Origin of the sequence: Shewanella saliphila (genome assembly GCF_014648295.1) — a bacterium.
GTDB lineage: Bacteria > Pseudomonadota > Gammaproteobacteria > Enterobacterales > Shewanellaceae > Shewanella > Shewanella saliphila.
This window is the reverse complement of record NZ_BMQV01000038.1, coordinates 1-20,220: the sequence shown is the minus strand read 5'-3', so window position 1 is coordinate 20,220 and position 20,220 is coordinate 1. Positions and strand designations below refer to the sequence as shown.

At 47.0% G+C, this 20,220-nt stretch carries 7 protein-coding genes; 6 read left to right on the top strand and 1 reads right to left on the bottom strand.

The genetic code is table 11. The features are described from left to right. Positions 1 to 316 precede the first annotated feature (316 nt). From IEY48_RS15550 to IEY48_RS15525, 6 genes are read left to right on the top strand one after another with little or no spacing between them, the layout of a single operon-like run. The gene (locus IEY48_RS15550; RefSeq protein ID WP_188921957.1) at positions 317 to 1,189 is read left to right on the top strand and encodes a transcriptional regulator; all 873 of its coding nucleotides are present in this window, start codon (positions 317 to 319) and stop codon (positions 1,187 to 1,189) included. Then, positions 1,173 to 9,062: a type I polyketide synthase gene (locus tag IEY48_RS15545; protein WP_188921955.1), complete on the top strand. Its 7,890-nt coding sequence runs from the start codon at positions 1,173 to 1,175 to the stop codon at positions 9,060 to 9,062. Before IEY48_RS15550 ends, IEY48_RS15545 begins: the two co-directional genes overlap by 17 nt. Then, positions 9,059 to 11,137 carry a PfaB family protein gene (locus tag IEY48_RS15540; RefSeq protein WP_188921953.1) on the top strand — a complete coding sequence of 693 codons (2,079 nt, stop codon included), beginning with the start codon at positions 9,059 to 9,061 and terminating at the stop codon, positions 11,135 to 11,137. Before IEY48_RS15545 ends, IEY48_RS15540 begins: the two co-directional genes overlap by 4 nt. After that, the gene (locus IEY48_RS15535; protein ID WP_188921951.1) at positions 11,134 to 16,914 is read left to right on the top strand and encodes a hotdog fold thioesterase; all 5,781 of its coding nucleotides are present in this window, start codon (positions 11,134 to 11,136) and stop codon (positions 16,912 to 16,914) included. The genes IEY48_RS15540 and IEY48_RS15535 overlap by 4 nt, the downstream gene beginning before the upstream one ends. Positions 16,915 to 16,932: 18 nt before the next feature. Further along, a complete protein-coding gene (gene pfaD, locus IEY48_RS15530) occupies positions 16,933 to 18,561 on the top strand; it encodes an eicosapentaenoate synthase subunit PfaD (protein WP_188921949.1) in 1,629 nt (542 codons plus the stop codon). Between the two features lie 17 nt (positions 18,562 to 18,578). After that, the gene (locus IEY48_RS15525; RefSeq protein ID WP_188921947.1) at positions 18,579 to 18,836 is read left to right on the top strand and encodes a hypothetical protein; all 258 of its coding nucleotides are present in this window, start codon (positions 18,579 to 18,581) and stop codon (positions 18,834 to 18,836) included. Between the two features lie 74 nt (positions 18,837 to 18,910). On the opposite strand, the gene IEY48_RS15520 is transcribed toward IEY48_RS15525, so the two are convergent. Then, positions 18,911 to 19,600, bottom strand: a complete 690-nt coding sequence (locus IEY48_RS15520; RefSeq protein ID WP_188921946.1) for a fumarylacetoacetate hydrolase family protein — start codon at positions 19,598 to 19,600, stop codon at positions 18,911 to 18,913. Positions 19,601 to 20,220 lie beyond the last annotated feature (620 nt).

Here is a 20,220-nt window from a genome sequence, read left to right as displayed (position 1 = left end):
CCTGCTTCTTATCTCTGATGTTTTTTAGACATTACCAATGCCGACTAAACACCCTCGGCATACATAAAAATCACCATCAACATAGCTTTAGGCACTCATTCATGTAGGTATGCTAATGGCTGCTTGAGAGCGGTCTATTATCGCGAAATCAAACAATTTATTTACTCGATTTTCGGTTTTTAGTGTCGGGTGATTGTATCGAAGTGAAACCTCAGGTAATCTGCTTGTTGTTAATACGCATAAATGGATATTTGAGCTAACTTGAGTGAGTCTAGCGAGCGAACATCCCAATAGATTATTTGGAATCCCTGTCTAGATGGCAAAAAAGATAAACTCACATCCTGAACCTAAGTCTGCTGAAGGTCGGTCACGTCCCAAAACGGTTAAACACCGTAATGCCACGACGACCCCAGAAATGCGGCAGTTTATTCAGCAGTCCGAATACAGCGTCAGCCAACTCGCTAAAATACTTAATATTAGTGAAGCCACCATCCGCAAATGGCGTAAGCGTGACTCAGTCAATAATACCCCTAACACCCCGCATAAACTCAATACCACCTTGTCACCCATGCAAGAATATGTGGTGGTCGGTTTGCGATACCAACTCAAAATGCCGTTAGACAGACTGTTGTCGATAACCCAGAAGTTTATTAATCCAAATGTTTCCCGTTCTGGTTTAGCGCGTTGCTTAAAACGTCATGGCGTATCAAAACTCGATGACGTTGACAGTGCATTTGTGCCTGAGCGTTATTTTAATCAATTACCCATTACCCAAGGCACTGACGTGGTCACTTATGCCGTCAACCCTCAAACACTGGCAGATACCTTATCGTTCCCCAGTGTCGATCATGTGGTACAAGTTGAATCATTAAGCATCCCCAAACAATACAGCCCCAAGCAAGCTTCTTCGGTGTTATTGGGCGTTGATGCTGACACCGACTGGGTTTATCTAGATATTTATCAAGACAGCCATACTCAGGCGAGTAATCGTTATATGGCTTATGTGCTAAAGCACGGACCATTTCATTTACGTAAATTATTAGTACGTAACTATCATACTTTTCTTGCTCGTTTTCCTGGAGCAAGTCAATCAGCGGCAACGCCAAAGGCATCTAAAGCCGCTGCACCCCAACAGCAGATAACTGACTCTCAGTTATCAAGCGGAGACTCATATGAGCCAATCCAGTAATATCGATAAGCGTTTAAATAAACGCTTAAAAGACATGCCTGTCGCCATTGTCGGCATGGCGAGCATCTTTGCTAACTCGCGTTACCTGAATAAATTTTGGGATTTAATCAGCGAAAAAATCGACGCCATTGTTGATATTCCAGACAGCCATTGGAACGCCGACGATTACTACGATGCCGATAAGTCAGCGCCCGATAAAAGCTACTGCAAACGCGGTGGTTTTTTACCAGAAGTCGATTTCAACCCAATGGAATTTGGCCTGCCACCTAACATTTTAGAGTTAACCGACACCTCACAGCTGTTGTCGTTAGTGGTTGCCAAAGAAGTATTAGCTGATGCCGGTATCGATGCGCAATACGATACCGACCGCATTGGGATTACCCTTGGTGTGGGCGGCGGACAAAAAATTAATCACAGCCTAAGCAGCCGCTTACAATACCCAGTACTCAAGAAAGTATTTAAAAACAGTGGTATTAGTGATGCCGACAGCGAAATGCTGATCAAGAAATTTCAAGATCAATATATCCACTGGGAAGAAAACTCGTTCCCAGGGTCACTCGGTAACGTCATTGCTGGCCGTATTGCTAATCGTTTTGACTTAGGCGGCATGAACTGTGTCGTCGATGCGGCTTGTGCAGGCTCGTTAGCGGCGATGCGCATGGCGATTACCGAACTGGTTGAAGGTCGCAGTGACATGATGCTCACCGGCGGCGTATGTACCGACAACTCACCGTCGATGTACATGAGCTTCTCAAAAACCCCTGCATTTACCACCAACGACACCATTCAACCATTTGATACTGACTCAAAAGGCATGATGATTGGTGAAGGTATTGGCATGGTGGCGATTAAACGCCTTGAAGATGCTGAGCGTGATGGAGATAAAATCTATGCGGTAATTAAAGGTATTGGCGCCTCATCTGACGGTAAGTTTAAGAGTATTTATGCGCCGCGCCCTGAAGGCCAAGCCAAAGCATTAAAACGTGCTTATGATGATGCTGGTTTTGCGCCTCATACAGTGGGACTCATTGAAGCCCACGGCACCGGTACCGCAGCAGGTGATGTAGCCGAGTTTAATGGCTTAACATCAGTATTTGCTGAAGATAACGACACCCAGCAACACATCGCACTTGGCTCGGTTAAATCTCAAGTCGGCCACACCAAATCAACCGCAGGTACCGCGGGAGTGATTAAAGTGGCGTTAGCATTGCACCATAAAGTGTTGCCGCCAACCATTAACGTCAGTAAGCCACATCCAAAACTGGGCATCAGTGATTCACCGTTTTATCTCAATACCGAAACGCGTCCATGGTTACCTCGCCCTGACGACACGCCGCGCCGTGCCGGAATTAGCTCGTTTGGTTTTGGTGGCACTAACTTCCATATCGTGTTGGAAGAGTACCGTCAAGATCACGCCCGTAATGACAAATACCGTCAACGCGCAGTGCCACAAAGCTTGTTAATCAGTGCTGATAACAAGGCGGCACTGCAAAGTAAATTGGCTGAGCTACAAGCTGAAATAGCCACAATCGATACAAGCAAAGCCAACAGTCAAGAACTGGCATTAACCGAGCTAGCCCAGCGCTTTGCCATTTCAGACATTGCGCCAACAGCAGCACGTTTAGGCTTAGTTGTGGCGTCAATTGCTGACTTAACAGTGCAGCTGACTCAAGCCCTAGCGCAGTTAACTAACAATGATGCCGATAACTGGCAATTACCCTCTGGCGCAAGTTATCGCAGTGCCAGTTTAGTGCACAAAGCTGCTAAGCCAAAAGTGGCAGCATTGTTTGCAGGCCAAGGGGCGCAATACGTCAATATGGCCACTGAGCTTGCGTGTTTCTACCCTGAAATGCGCCAACAATTAATGCAAGCAGACAAAGTGTTTGCCAAGCATAAGCAAACGCCATTATCGCAAATTATCTACCCTATTCCGGCGTTTTCGGCAGAGGGTATTGCTGCGCAACAAGCTGCCTTGACCAACACCGCCTATGCTCAAAGCGCCATTGGTACGGTGAGCATGGGCCAATACGCATTGTTCACTCAAGCTGGTTTTAGCCCTGACATGGTCGCAGGCCACAGTTTTGGTGAACTGTCAGCCTTATGTGCAGCAGGGGTTATCAGCCAGGATGATTATTATCAATTGGCCTTTGCTCGTGGCCAGGCAATGGCTGCCACACCAGCCGATCAAGACCCAGGCGCCATGTACGCTATTATTGTTCCGGCACAAGCAGCAGAACAAGGAGTAAGCCAATTAGAAAACTGCATCAGTGTTTTTGATGGCGTAAAAGTTGCTAACTACAATGCGCCAACGCAATTAGTGATTGCTGGTCCAACAGACGCTTGTGCTGATGCAGCAAAAGCCATTACTGCAGAGTTAGGCTTTAAAGCCATTGCCTTGCCAGTATCAGGTGCGTTCCACACGCCATTAGTTGGCCACGCGCAAAAGCCGTTTGCCAAAGCGATTAGCAAGGTTAAGTTTGCTAAGCCTAAAGTGGCATTATATGCCAACGGTACAGGCCAGCTTCACCCAAGCGACGGCAAAGCAATTCAAGCCGTCTTTAGCGAACATATGCTGCAGTCGGTGCATTTTAGCGAGCAACTCGTTGCCATGTACGATGCAGGCGCTCGAGTATTTGTTGAGTTTGGGCCTAAAAATATTTTACAAAAACTGGTTGATGCGACATTAGGCAACAAACCCGAAGCGGTCAGTGTTGTCAGCCTAAATCCTAACCCGAAAGGCAGTAGCGATACACAGCTGCGTCAAGCGGCAACACAATTAGCGGTATTAGGTGTGGCATTAACTGAGGTTGATCCTTATCAAGCGCCAATAGCAGAGCTTGCTAAAACCTCGCCGATGAACGTCAAACTGACGGCGCAAAACTACATCAGTCCAAGCACACAAGCCAAAATGCAAAAATCATTGCAAACCGGCGAAGTCACCAGCAAGACAGTGGAAGTGCCTGTCGAGAAAATTGTGGAAAAAATAGTGGAAAAACAAGTGATCAAAACCGAATACGTTGAAGTGGCCAGTGCACCTACTGCATCAGCTCAAGCGCCTATCGCACAAACGCCTCTTACACAAGCAACGGCGCAACCAGCGCACGCAAGCCAAACAACAGCTCAAGCACCAGTACACGCAAATTCCGCAGTCAGTAACGACAGCTTAAGTGCATTTTTTGCCGCTCAGCAACAAACTGCAACATTACATCAGCAGTTTTTAGCCATTCCTCAGCAGTATGGCGATACCTTTAATCAATTGATGACAGCCCAAGCGCAAATGGCATCATCAGGGGTCGCTATCCCAGAAAGCTTGCAACGCTCAATGGAATTATTCCACCAGCATCAAGCGCAAACACTGCAAAGCCACAGCCAGTTTTTAACTCTACAAGCACAAACTAGTCAGGCTGCATTGGCCATGCTACAAGGACAAGCACCAAGTGTTCCAGTGAGCACGTTTGCCAATACCACCACAGCACAACAAGTGGTTGCAACGCCTGTAGCTGCCCCGCAAGCACCAGTGATGACTCAAGCCGCTGCACCAGCACCTGTTGCAGCCACTGCCACAACAGTAGCGCCAGCAGTATCAGCGCCTATCGCTCAAGTGGCTCAACCAACCGCACCTATGCCAGCAACGGCAGCAGTTGCAAGTGCATCTACAGGCTTATCTGCAGATGCTGTGCAGCTCACCATGATGAATGTGGTTGCCGACAAAACCGGTTACCCTACTGAAATGCTTGAACTTAGCATGGATATGGAAGCCGATTTAGGTATCGACTCAATCAAACGTGTTGAAATTTTAGGCACAGTGCAAGATGAGCTACCAGGCTTGCCAGAGCTTAGCCCAGAAGATTTAGCAGAGTGTCGCACCCTGGGTGAGATTGTGAATTACATGCAATCTAAATTATCAGCCTCGCCAGCTGTTGTATCAACGCCACTGGCTAGCGCACCCGCTACGCAAGAATCAGCAACAGCAACGTCAGGATTAAGTGCAGACACAGTACTGAGCACTATGTTAACTGTGGTTGCCGATAAAACCGGTTACCCAACAGAAATGCTTGAACTTGGCATGGACATGGAAGCCGATCTAGGTATCGACTCCATCAAGCGCGTCGAGATTTTAGGCACAGTGCAAGATGAGCTACCAGGCCTGCCAGAACTCAATCCAGAAGATTTAGCTGAGTGTCGCACCTTGGGTGAGATTGTTGATTATATGCAATCTAAATTATCAGCAACGCCAGCTATATCTACATCAACGGCTAACACACCCGCAGCACAAGTATCTGCATCAACGTCAGGTTTAAGTGCAGACACGGTTCTTAGCACCATGTTAAGTGTGGTGGCCGATAAAACCGGTTACCCAGCAGAAATGCTCGAGCTGACCATGGACATGGAAGCCGATTTAGGGATCGACTCCATCAAGCGCGTGGAGATTTTAGGCACAGTGCAAGATGAGCTACCAGGCTTGCCAGAACTCAATCCTGAAGATTTAGCCGAGTGCCGCACCCTAGGTGAGATTGTTGACTATATGCAATCTAAATTATCAGCAACGCCAGCTCCAGTGGCGGCACAAGTTCAAGCGCAAACGGTGCAAACATCTCCTGTTCAAGCATCAGGCTTGAGCGCGGAAACCGTACTCACCACCATGATGTCAGTGGTAGCCGATAAAACCGGTTACCCAGCCGAAATGCTCGAGTTGACCATGGACATGGAAGCCGATTTAGGGATTGATTCCATCAAGCGCGTCGAGATTTTAGGCACCGTACAGGATGAGCTACCAGGCTTACCAGAACTCAACCCTGAAGATTTAGCAGAGTGCCGCACCCTGGGCGAGATTGTTGACTATATGCAATCTAAATTATCAGCAACGCCAGCTACAGTGGCTGCACAAGTTCAAGCGCAAACGGTGCAAACATCTCCTGCTCAAGCATCAGGCTTAAGCGCGGAAATCGTGTTAACCACCATGATGTCGGTGGTGGCCGATAAAACCGGTTATCCAGCCGAAATGCTCGAGTTGACCATGGACATGGAAGCAGACTTGGGTATCGACTCAATCAAGCGTGTGGAAATTTTAGGTACCGTACAGGATGAGTTGGCCGATTTACCTGAGCTGAACCCAGAAGACTTAGCTGAATGTTGTACATTGGGCGAAATCGTCAGCTACATGCAAGCAACCCTAGGCGCGCTAAATTCAACCGCAGCAGCCACGGCAGAGCAAAGCATAACAGCTAAGCCAACACTTGATAGCTCTGACTTACCGCCACACAGCGGGGTAGCGCTAAAAAAGTTGCCAGCGGCGGATAAACTAGAAGCATGTTATTCAACAGACAGCTGCATTGTCATCACAGATGACGGCCATAATGCCGGTGTACTTGCTGAAAAACTTAATGCTAAAGGATTAACCGTCGCCGTTATTCGTAACCCAGAAAGCATCAGCACAGCTCACTCGCCTTTAAGCAGCGACATCAGCAGCTATGCCTTAACCAGCATTGATGATGCAGCCATTGCCAAGGTAATAAGTGAGATTAGCGCTAAACACCCTATTGCGGGTTTTGTGCACTTACAACCGCAGTTTAACGCTGACAGCAAAGATTTAGTCAGTTGTAATGAGGCAGCAAAAGCCGCTGTTGATAACGCCTTTTTATGGGCAAAACATCTGCATGCTGAATTTGCAAAAACACTGCAATCACGCTTAAGTTACTTTACCGTAAGCCGTATCGATAGTGGCTTTGGCTACCTTGATAGCGCGGCACTAAGCAAAGCAGAGCTTAACCAGGCAGCATTGTCTGGGCTCACCAAAACTTTAAGCCATGAATGGCCAAATGTGTTCTGCCGCGCGCTTGATATCGCCAATGATATTGATGCCAAAACGTTTGCCAATGCCATTATTGCTGAACTGTTTGATGTTAATGGTGCAGCGCCAAGTGCTAAACGCATTACCGAAGTCGGCATTAGCCAACAAGGTCGCGTAACGTTAATCGCAGCGAGCCAACCCAACACCAGTGCAAGCTATCCTGCTGCCCAACTGACACAGCAAGACAATGTGTTAGTGACTGGCGGCGCTAAGGGTGTGACCTTTGAATGTGCGCTAACACTGGCCAAACAGTGCCAATCGCATTTTGTATTAGCCGGTCGCAGTCAACACCTAGGCAATGACATGCCAGCCTGGGCTCAAGGTAAACAAACCTCTGAGCTTAAAGCCGCCGCAATTGGTTTCATCCAGTCGCAAGGCGCTAAACCCACACCAAAGCAAATTGATGCGTTAGTGTGGCCTGTACAAAGTAGCTTAGAGATTGACCGTGCCCTCGCCGCCTTTACTAAGGTAGGCGCCAGCGCGCAATATGTTGCTATGGATGTCAGCAAGGCTAAAGGCGTTATCGACGCACTGGCAGAGTTAACCGATGCTAACGGTAAAAAGTTAGTCATCAATGGTGTCATTCATGGTGCTGGCGTATTAGCGGATAAGCACATTCAAGACAAAACATTGGATGAACTGAACCGCGTATACAGCACCAAGGTGACTGGTGTGGCAAGCATTATTAATGCGCTTGAACCACAACAAATCAAATTGGTTGCCATGTTCTCGTCGGCTGCTGGGTTTTATGGCAACACAGGTCAAAGCGACTATGCGATGTCGAATGAAATCCTTAATAAAACCGCATTAAAATTGGCCGCACAATTACCACAAGCCAAAGTCATGAGCTTTAACTGGGGCCCATGGGACGGCGGTATGGTGAGTTCTGCGTTGAAAAAAATGTTCGTAGAACGTGGCGTATACGTCATCCCGCTTGAGGCCGGAGCCAATTTATTTGCTCATAGCTTATTAAGCTCGCAAGGTGTGCAAATGCTAATTGGTTCAGACATGCAAGGCTCAGCCACAGAGGATGCAACGGCAAAAAAGCCTAATGCGAACACTTTGCCACACGCAGAGGGTTCGCTGACGTTTTCTGCGCCATATTGGGCTGCAGACACCCAAACCATTACGGTGACACGGGTGCTGCAACCTAATGAGCTTGCATTTGTAAACGATCACCGCATTGCCGGCAACCCAGTGTTGCCGACCGTGTGTGCTATCCAGTGGATGCGCGAAACCGCACAAACCTTGTGCCATGTGCCTGTGAGTATTGCTGACTATAAATTGCTTAAAGGGGTTATTTTTGACACCGACCAGACACATTTACTAAAGCTGCAACTCACCCACACTGACACTGGCTTAAGTGCATTGATTTCGAGCTGTGTGTTAGACGAGCCCGACAGCACAATGAAACCGCAATATCAGGCAACATTAGTTGTCAATGACGCGCTAACGCCCACCGCAGTTGCTCAGTCATCGTTACCTTCAACCGTGCTGCAAAAGCTCGCGCAGATGCCCGCAATACATGCAGGCAATACCTTGTATCAAAACGGCACCTTGTTCCATGGACCGCGTTTGCAGGGTATTAAGCAAGTATTGAGCTTTGATGATACCGAGCTGCTGTGTGAGGTTAAGTTACCGCAAATTGATCCTGCCGACAGCCCAGGCTTTGCGCCATCGGCAGTATCCGGTGGTAGCCAAATATTTGCCGAAGATTTGCTGTTACAGGCCATGTTGGTTTGGGCAAGACTCAAATACGATGCTGCCAGTTTGCCATCATCAATGGGGCAATTTATCACGGTAGCACCTTTTTCCAGTGGCGATCAGGGTTACATCCAGCTTGAGGTGGTAAAACACAGCGGCAGAATGTTACTGGCCAATGTGAGTTTGTATCATCAAGATGGACGTTTAAGCTGTCAAATGCGTGATGCTAAAATCACCATTAGCAAAACACTGAATCAGGCCTTTATCAATCAACATGAGAATCAGCCTGCGAATCAGCACAGCAAGGATACCGTGTGACCTTTTCAGTAAACGCGATGTCCGCCGTTCAGCAAGCAGCGTTAACCGAAAAGTTAACCGCTGATCTCAAACAACAACAAGCCAAGCCAATGCGCCTGGCCTTGTTGTTGGCTGCGCCTGATGCCAACAGTGTAAGCAAGTTATCCACAAAGCATCAGCCGATAGATTCTCAGCCGTTAGAAGCCCTGTTGTTAGACGCGGCAGGTCTGCTTGGCAATCATAGCTACGATATTGTAAGTATTAACGATAAACTGTGGATTATGCCGGCAATCACTGCGGCTAAAAATGGCTTACATGCTCATGCCTATTTAAACGGAATAGGGTGTGGTGATAACACCGATCAAGCAATGGCTCAAGCACTCGCTCATGCCAAAAGACAACATACTCAACCTCAAGCGGTAGAGTTAACTCAGGCCAATATTGCACTCAATGCATTGGTCGCGCTTATTGAAGACATTGCCTATCGACGTGTGCCCAACAGCCAAGATTTTTGGTTTACGCCAGCACACCAAAGCCGTGTGGCAAGCTTGTGTTACCCAAGTAACATCGGTGTACTCGCACTCGTGCTCACACAAGGCAGTCAATTACTGAGTGCTAAACCATTATTAGCAGCAAACCGATTAATGCTGCCAGTATCAGCACAGAATATTGCCCAGTTACACACACAATTAACCGCCGTTTGCGACGCACTCAGCGAGCCATGCGATGAGCTAGGCCTGCTTAAATTTATCCACCAACAATGGCAACAATACCAATCGCAAGCGCCTTATGCCTTGGTGTTAATGGCAACGAGTCAAAGCGGTTTACAGCAAGAAGCATCTACCATGCTCGCGGCACTTGATACTCAACAAACTCAAAACGCCTCAACGCTTAACAACACAAGGTTACACTACAAAACGCCTGCAGGCAGTTGCTTTACCGCGTCACCATTAGGCGCCAACGGGCTGAGCTTTGTCTACCCAGGTGTCGGCACGGTTTACCCGCAGATGTTTAGCCAGCTTGGTCATGTTTTTCCTAAGCTATTTGCTAAGTTAGAAGCGCAAGGCGACTTGCCAGCCATGCTGCAAACTCAAGCGATTTATGCCACTGCAGAGAAAAACAATAACCACATGAGCCTCAGTGAGCTTGCCATTGCGGGGGTGGGCGCAAGTTACATGCTCAGCAAAATATTGCAGGATGAATTTGAGATAACACCGGCCTTCGCTTTAGGCTATTCAATGGGCGAAGCCGCCATGTGGGCCAGTTTAGGTGTATGGCAAGCCCCGCACCAGTTAATCGATTCAACCCAAAACAGCAGTATTTTTAATCAAGATATTTCAGGTGAACTGCGCTGTGTGAGACAAGCCTGGCAATTAGCAAATGATGAACCGATAGTGTGGAACAGCTTTGTTACCCGCGCGACAGTTGCCGACCTTAGCCCGTACCTAGTCGATTATCCTCGTGCTTACATTGCCATTATTCAGGGCGACAGCTTAGTGTTAGCTGGCTGCGAACAAAGCTGCAAAGCATTACTCAAACAAGCCGGTAAACGTGGCATTGCCGCCAATAGAGTCACGGCAATGCATACCCCTGCGGCACTCAATATTGTTGACGATGTAAAACAGTTTTACTTGCAGCCATTAGCTGCAACGCTGCCGACATCGACTCAGTTTTTATCGGCAGCGCAAAAACAGCCAGTTGAATTAACATCACACGCCATTGCTCAGTCAATTGCCGACACCTTTTGTCATCCACTGGACTTTAGCCAGCTGATCAGCGACTCAATTAGTCAGGGCTGCCGTTTATTTGTTGAAGTCGGCGCCGACAGACAAACCGCCACCATAATCGATAAAATTATTGGCCAACAAACAACAGATGTGCAGGCTCAAGCATTGGCCGTCAATGCTAAAGGCGCTGACGACATCAACAGTTTATTGAAATGCTTAGCCCAGTTAATGACTCACAGAGTACCCATGTCATTAACCCCGTTTATGCAAAGCTTAAACGAAGCCATCGAACAACAAACCTTATTCATTGCCGCCAACAGCTTTGCTGTTGAGCATGGTGACACTTTATTAGAAGGAGAACCTCATTGAGTTCTCAAGCTGCTCCCAAGATAGCCATTGTAGGCTTAGCCAATCAATATCCCGATGCCGACACTCCGGCAAAATTTTGGCAAAACCTCATCAACAAAAAAGATTCGCGTAGCCAAATAAATGCGCAAAAACTCAATGCATCGCCTAGCGATTACATCGGTGTGCAGGGTCAGTCAGACCGTTTTTATTGCGACAAAGGCGGCTACATTCAGGACTTCAGTTTTAACTCTGATGGTTATCATATTGATAGCAGTGCTTTTAAAGGCCTAGACGACAGCTTTTTATGGGCCACCGACACAGCACGTAACGCCTTAGCCGATGCTGGGATTACCGATCTTAATCATCCTAGCTTACAGCGTACCGGTATTGTGATGGGCGCCTTGTCGTTCCCCACCGCTAAGTCAAACCAATTATTTGTACCGCTTTATCACAGCGTGGTCGAAAAAGCCTTACAAACCAAATTACAACAACCTAATTTTGTATTGCAAGATTTTGGTTTAACCGCACAAACCGAGCAACATAATTGGCGCAATGGCGCGGTGGCTCACAATGCCTCAAAGCTAGTAGCAGATGCCTTAGGATTGGGCGGCGCGCAATTAAGCCTAGATGCTGCCTGCGCTAGCTCTGTTTATGCATTAAAGCTTGCCTGTGATTATTTGCATACTGGCAAAGCCGACATGATGCTGGCTGGCGCGGTATCGGGCGCTGATCCCTTTTTTATCAACATGGGCTTTTCGATTTTTCATGCCTATCCAGACCACGGCATTTCAGCGCCGTTTGACAGCAACAGCAAAGGCTTGTTTGCCGGTGAAGGTGCTGGCGTCTTAGTGCTAAAACGCCTTGAAGATGCCGAGCTTGATGGCGACCATATTTATGCCCTCGTCAGCGGCATTGGTTTATCAAACGACGGTAAAGGCCAGTTTGTGCTTAGCCCAAACAGTAAAGGCCAAGTGCAAGCCTTTGAGCGAGCATATCGTGAAGCGGCCTCATTAGACTCAAGCATTACCCCTGCCAGCATTGAAGTGATTGAATGCCATGCCACGGGAACGCCATTGGGCGACAAAGTTGAGTTAACCTCAATGGAGCGCTTTTTTGAAGATAAACTCAATGGCAGTGCCACGCCACGGCTTGGATCGGCTAAATCTAATTTGGGCCACTTACTCACCGCAGCGGGTATGCCAGGCATCATGAAAATGATTTTTGCCATGCGTGAAGGTGTGTTACCACCGAGTATTAATATCAGCGCACCTATCGCCTCTCCTAATGGCTTATTTGGTCAGGCAACCTTGCCCAATGAAGTGCTACCTTGGCCAGATAAAGTCGGTAATCGCGCACGTCATGCTGGCGTGTCAGTATTTGGTTTTGGGGGCTGTAATGCTCACCTGTTATTAGAGTCGTACTCTGAAGCAGCGGCAACATCGCAACAACCGACTCAGGTGATCAACGCCAGCGAAAAACCGATGCACATTACCGGGATGGCAGCTCACTTTGGCCAGTGCAGTAGCGTTAATCAGCTTGCTGAGCGTATTCGCGCTAAACAACATTTATTTACCCCATTGCCGACTCAACGCTGGAAAGGCATCAACAAACATCCAGAACTATTGGCCAAATACGGTATTGAGCAGGTGCCTGATGGTGCATACATAGATCAATTCGACTTTGATTTTTTACGCTTCAAAGTGCCGCCGAATGAAGACGACCGATTAATTTCGCAACAGTTGTTACTGATAAAAGTCGCCGATGAAGCCATTGTGAATGCCAACCTTAAACCCGGTAGCAAAGTGGCCGTGTTAGTGGCCATGGAAACCGAGCTAGAATTACATCAATTCCGTGGCCGAGTAAACTTGCACAGCCAGCTTGCGCAAAGCCTCGCCGCTCAAGGTGTTGAACTTACAAACGATGAATACCAGGCCCTTGAAGCCATCGCCATGGACAGCGTGCTCGATGCCGCCAAATTAAACCAGTACACCAGTTTTATTGGCAATATTATGGCGTCGAGGATTTCATCGCTTTGGGACTTTAACGGCCCCGCCTTTACCATTTCAGCCGCTGAACAATCGGTTAATCGCTGTATTGATGTGGCGCAAAACTTGTTTGCCATGGGCTCGTTACAAGAACCGCTCGATGCGGTGATTATTGCTGCGGTTGATTTGTCTGGCAGTATTGAAAACTGCCTACTCAACAATGCACACCTGCAAGCTACGGGTTTACAGGAAAGCGCTATCCACTTAGGTGAAGGTACTGGCGCGATTGTATTACAGCAAGATCATCCAACCGACAGCTTTGCCAGTATTGATAGCGTGCAGTTTGCCAAGCAAGATCAGCTCAAACTCGAGCAAACCTTTGATATCAATGAACTCAATATTGCACCACTTTGCCAACTGTCTGATTTTGGGCTGCAGCTAACGAGTCAGTTAACTCAAATGGCTAAGCCACATAGCATTACAAGCGCACAAGATGTGTTAGGCCATACCTTTGCCGCCTCTGGCATGGCAAGCTTGCTTAATGCACTTATCCAAAGTCAGCAGTTACAACAAGCGGACGTTAATGCACAGGTGATTAGCGCCAGTGAAAATCAATACTCACGCATTGGATTATCGCTTAATGCATTACAGCAACAGACGCTTGCCAGCCGCTTAAGTCAGCCGCTCACAGAGCAGCTAACCAAAAGCGCCAAACTAAGCTTGATTAAACAAGTCAGTTTAGGTGGCCGCGATATCTATCAGCACATTGTCGACAGCCCAGTTGCTGCTATCGATAACATTGTTAACCAATGCGCATCGATTAAACCCGTTTCAGTGGAACAAGCCCCAATAAAAATGAATATAAACGAGCCTATTATGCCCGCAAGTCATTCAGCACAGATTCCAGGTTCGCAGCCTCAACCAACAGACAATCACACTAATCCAACTCAAGGGATTAGCTCGGCGATACCACCAGCACATTTAACCGCTTTTCAGCAAAACCAATGGCTAGCACAACAAGCCCACTTAGCGTTTTTAGCCAGTCGAGAGGCAGGGTTAAAAGTTGCCGACAGCTTGTTAAAATCACAACTGGCTTCGATGACGTCTGCCGCAACAGCGCAAACAATAGCACCAACAATAACAACCAATGCGCCAACTCATAACGTTGAAGCTCAATCGGTACTGGCACCGAACCATGCGCAGGTTCCGGCTTACACCGTCCCCATTCCGGCAGATAAACCGTGTATTTGGAACTACGCCGATTTAGTGGAATATGCCGAAGGTGATATCGCCAAAGTATTTGGCCCAGATTATGCCATCATCGACAGCTATTCACGCCGTGTGCGCTTACCCACTACCGACTACTTATTGGTATCTCGCGTAACCAAACTTGATGCCAGCATGAATCAATACAAACCTTGCTCAATGACCACAGAGTACGACATCCCAGTTGATGCGCCGTATCTGGTTGACGGGCAAATTCCCTGGGCCGTCGCGGTTGAGTCGGGCCAGTGCGATTTAATGTTAATTAGCTACTTAGGCATCGATTTTGAAAACAAAGGCGAGCGCGTTTATCGCTTACTCGACTGCACCTTGACCTTCCTAAGTGATTTACCGCGTGGCGGCGACACCCTACGTTATGACATTAAAATCAATAACTTTGCCCGCAATGGCGACACCTTATTGTTTTTCTTCTCGTACGAATGTTTTGTCGGCGACAAGATGATTTTGAAAATGGACGGCGGCTGTGCCGGCTTCTTTACCGACAAAGAATTGTCTGATGGTAAAGGCGTTATCCAAACCGAAGATGAAATTAAGCTGCGTCAGCAAGTGCTTAACAACCCAAATAAACCGACATTTGCACCGTTACTACACTGCGCACAATCAGCCTTTGATTATGGTCAAATTCACCATTTATTAACTGGCGATATTGGCAGCTGCTTTCGCGGCGAACACGTTGGCCACCAGCTGCAAACTGGCATGCAAAAATCGCTGTGTTTTGCGTCTGAAAAGTTCTTAATGATTGAGCGCGTAAGCAACTTACAAGTGGGCGGCGGCACATGGGGCCTAGGGTTAGTTGAAGGCCACAAGCAATTAGCGCCAGATCATTGGTATTTCCCGTGTCATTTTAAAGGCGACCAAGTGATGGCCGGCTCATTAATGGCTGAAGGCTGTGGCCAATTACTGCAGTTCTTTATGTTGCATATTGGTATGCATACGTTAGTTGAAAACGGCCGTTTTCAACCGCTGGAAAATGCCTCGCAAAAAGTGCGTTGTCGCGGCCAGGTGTTACCGCAATACGGCGAGTTAACTTACCGTATGGAAGTCACCGAAATCGGTATTTCGCCACGTCCATATGCTAAAGCCAATATTGATATTTTGCTTAATGGCAAAGTAGTAGTCGATTTTCAAAACCTCGGGGTGATGATCAAAGAAGAAGCGCAATGCACCCGCTACCTTGGCGACTCAACTGCTAATACAAGCACCAAGCCAACAGCAGACACAACAAATCAAACACCAACTGGCTTAAACAACAACGCCGGCCAGCAAGATGTCGCCCCGTTAATGGCGAAAATAGCCGACACCAATGCAGCAACCAATAAAGGCGTTATCCCGCTAAAACACGTTGCAGCGCCGCAAGTCAGTGCTGATTCTAAATACGCTAACCGCGTGCCCGATACTGTGCCTTTTACGCCGTATCATATGTTTGAATTTGCTACTGGCGATATTGAAAAATGCTTTGGGCCAGACTTTAGCATTTATAAAGGGCTGATCCCGCCGCGTACACCTTGCGGTGATTTACAGTTAACCACCCGCGTTATCGACATTAATGGTAAGCGTGGCGAACTGAAAAAACCGTCATCGTGTATTGCTGAATATGAAGTACCAACAGATGCATGGTATTTTGCCAAAAACAGCCATCAGGCGGTAATGCCATACTCGGTGTTAATGGAAATATCATTGCAACCCAATGGCTTTATTTCTGGCTACATGGGCACAACGTTAGGCTTTCCGGGACAAGAATTGTTTTTCCGTAACCTCGACGGTCACGGCACCTTACTGCGCCATGTGGATTTACGCGGCAAAACCATCGTTAACGATTCGCGTTTATTGTCGACCGTGATTGCAGGCAGTAACATTATTCAAAACTTTACCTTTGATTTAAGTGTCGATGGCGAACCGTTTTACACAGGCGGCGCAGTGTTTGGCTACTTTAAAGGTGATGCACTTAAAAACCAGCTTGGCATTGATAACGGTAAAATTACCCAACCCTGGCATGTCGACAACAATGTCGCAGCCGACAGCATTATCAACTTGCTTGATAAACAATCGCGCGTGTTTAATGCGCCTGCACATCAGCCACATTACCGCTTAGCCGGTGGTCAGCTTAACTTTATCGATACGGCAGAAATCGTCAATAACGGCGGCAAGTATAAGCAGGGCTATTTAGCTGCATCACGCACCATTGACCCAAGTGACTGGTTCTTCCAATTCCATTTCCATCAAGATCCGGTAATGCCAGGTTCATTAGGCGTTGAAGCTATCATCGAGTTAATGCAAACTTACGCGATTACTAACGATTTAGGCGCTGGCTTTACCAATCCTAAATTCGGCCAGATTTTGTCGGATATAAAATGGAAATACCGCGGCCAAATTAATCCGCTAAACAAACAAATGTCGTTAGATGTGCACATCAGTGCAGTAAAAGACGAAAACGGTAAACGCATCATCGTGGGTGATGCCAATTTAAGTAAAGATGGTTTACGCATTTACGAAGTAAAAGACATCGCTATTTGTATTGAAGAAGCCTAGCTTTTCAAGGAAAAAATAATGACAACCCAATTAAAAAACGAAAAGCTTTCTCCATGGCCTTGGCAAGTGAGCCAGCAGCACGTCAGTTTTGACTCTGCAGGAATGAACAAAAAGCTTAAAGACTTATCGCAAGCCTGTTATGTGGTTAATGATCATCAGCAAGGCCTAGGTGTTGCACAGCAAGCTCAAGTGGTAACCGATGCAATTACTGCGGCCAATGAACTGCCTGTCAGCGCCTTTGCCCCAGCCCTTGGCACCCAAAGTTTAGGCGACAGTAATTTCCGCCGTGTGCACGGGGTTAAATACGCTTATTACGCTGGTGCTATGGCCAACGGTATTTCATCTGAAGAACTGGTTATCGCATTAGGTCAGGCCGGTATTTTATGCTCATTTGGTGCAGCGGGCCTTGTTCCGTCTCGGGTTGAGCAAGCTATTAAGCACATTCAAACCGCCCTGCCGAATGGGCCTTATGCTTTTAACTTAATCCATAGCCCAAGTGAGCCAGCACTTGAGCGTGGTAGCGTAGAGCTATTTTTAAAACACAAAGTGCGCACAGTTGAAGCCTCGGCCTTTTTGGGCTTAACGCCGCAAATTGTCTATTACCGCGCAGCAGGGTTAAGCCGTGATGCACATGGTGAAATTCAAATAGACAACAAAGTCATCGCAAAAATTAGCCGCACCGAAGTGGCGATTAAATTTATGCAGCCCGCACCGGTAAAAATGCTGCAACAACTGCTTGATGATGGCTTGATCAGCGCCGAGCAAATGGAATTAGCACAATTAGTGCCCATGGCTGATGACATTACCGCCGAAGCCGACTCTGGCGGCCACACAGATAACCGTCCATTAGTGACCTTGTTGCCAACAATTTTGGCGCTAAAAGATGAAGTCCAGACACAGTACAACTACAAAACCCCTATTCGCGTCGGTGCTGGAGGTGGTGTGGGTACGCCCGACGCCGCACTGGCGACTTTCAATATGGGCGCGGCGTTTATTGTCACCGGATCAATTAACCAGGCTTGCGTAGAAGCTGGCGCCAGTGAACATACTCGTAAATTATTGGCCACCACAGAAATGGCCGATGTCACCATGGCACCAGCAGCTGATATGTTCGAAATGGGCGTTAAGTTGCAAGTGGTTAAGCGCGGCACCCTTTTCCCGATGCGCGCTAACAAGTTATACGAAATTTATACTCGTTATGATTCAATAGAAGCCATTCCGGCTGATGAGCGTGAAAAGCTTGAAAAACAAGTGTTTCGCTCAAGCCTAGATGACATTTGGGCCGGCACAGTGGCGCATTTTAATGAGCGCGACCCAAAACAAATAGAGCGAGCTAAAGATAACCCTAAACGTAAAATGGCGTTAATTTTCCGTTGGTACCTTGGCTTATCAAGCCGTTGGTCAAATGCTGGTGAGGCAGGACGTGAAATGGATTATCAAATCTGGGCAGGCCCTGCACTTGGCGCATTTAACGCCTGGGCAAAAGGCAGTTATTTAGATGACTACCCCCAGCGCCATGCAGTAGACTTGGCCAAACATTTAATGCACGGTGCCGCTTATTTGGCCCGAGTGAATCTATTAACGGCACAGGGTGTTAGCCTACCCGTTGCATTACAACGTTGGCGCCCGGCAGATCAAGTTAAATAGCCAGCATAGGAACAATGATGAGCGACACACAAAAACTCGATTTTTCAGCGGTAAATGGCCCAACATTGGCGTCATTTAACCAGCAGAAAAATCTGATTAAACGCATGCTAAAAGGCAACAGCGCCACATGTGCCGACTGCAATAAACCACTGACATTGCAATTGCCGCCCAACAATAAAAATGCCAAGCCAAATGCGAAAGCGCCCGGTATTTATTGCGCTAAAGGCTGTACTGATATTGAGCTCGATATGGAAGCCGTCGCGTTAATGAAATAACCAAACTGATTTGGATTATGAATAAAAAAGACCCACTTAGCTAAGAGGGTCTTTTTGCTTTTAACACTCCTCACTCAAACTGCTTGCCACTGTTTAACTAACATCGCTGGGCCACAAAGCTGGGTCATTGATTTTTCACCAGACAGTGCGGTTTCAAATACCTCAAAGGCTACATTTGGCCACAGGCTGATTTCAAACGAAGTATTAGCAGAAACAGCGCCAACCCCTTTTGGGGTACCAGTCATCACAATATCACCGTCATTTAAGCTCATAAACTCAGTGATGGCGGCAAACATGGCGTTGGGTTGATAGGTCATTAATTGCTGGTGCCCAAGTTGAGCTACTTGGTTATCAATGGTCAATTGAAAACACCAATCTTGTTGCGCCGACGTCATTGGAATAAACTCGCTAAACAACGCTGAGCCGTCAAACGCTTTACTGCGCTCCCACGGTAAGCCCTGCTTTTTGAGTTTGCCCTGCAACTCACGCTTGGTCATATCAAGGCCAACGCCTACCGCGCTAAATTGACCATCCTTAACCATAAAACACAGCTCGGCTTCGTAATGTAATGTTTCACCCATTTCACTGCATAAAGTGCCAGTAATAGCAGAGCTCGGCTTTAAAAACACCACCATTTCATCTGGCACGTCATTGCCCAGTTCATGAATATGATCTACATAATTACGCCCAATACAGACAATTTTTGATGGGGTGACAGCTAAGGTCTGTTCGGCTTGTTTTAGTACTACATTGGGTAAATTCACATTAACCTCATTGAAAATGAAACACTTCTACAAAATATTAATTTAACCTAAGCTCGCGATAATAAAAGCCTTTCAAGCAACGCTTTGCTCTGCTAACTGCGTTAAATCGACTTGCAAGAGACTGGCGCGTCAATTCGCTTTATTAGCATAACAATTACAAGCGTGACGATGAGCTTGGTTAACATGTTGATTTTAAATCGCATAAGTTCATCCCTTATGCCGAATTCAAGTTAATGTAGAATAAAGGCTAAACAAGGCGTGGAGCAATTAAAATTTTTTCAAAGAAAGTGCTAGATGAAAGTTAGGAAGTGAAAGTTAGGAAGTGAACGCTAGGAAGCAAAAGTCCATAAAGCAGATAAACATAGTAAAAGTGAATTTAGAAATATGCGCGTTAAGCGAAAAAGATGAATAACATGAGTGCTCACGGTATCCATCTTTATACATTAGGGCCTGCTGATCTTTGCTGGTTAAATTTTGTTCGAGTTAAAAACGTTTTAATCGAGGCGAATGGATTGATGCCTAGTCATCTAAGCAAGATCCTTTCAACAAAGAGTAAAACGTTTTTAGCCGAACCCTTCGGGTAGCGTTTGTTGGCCATTTTTACTGCGTTATCGACTTTT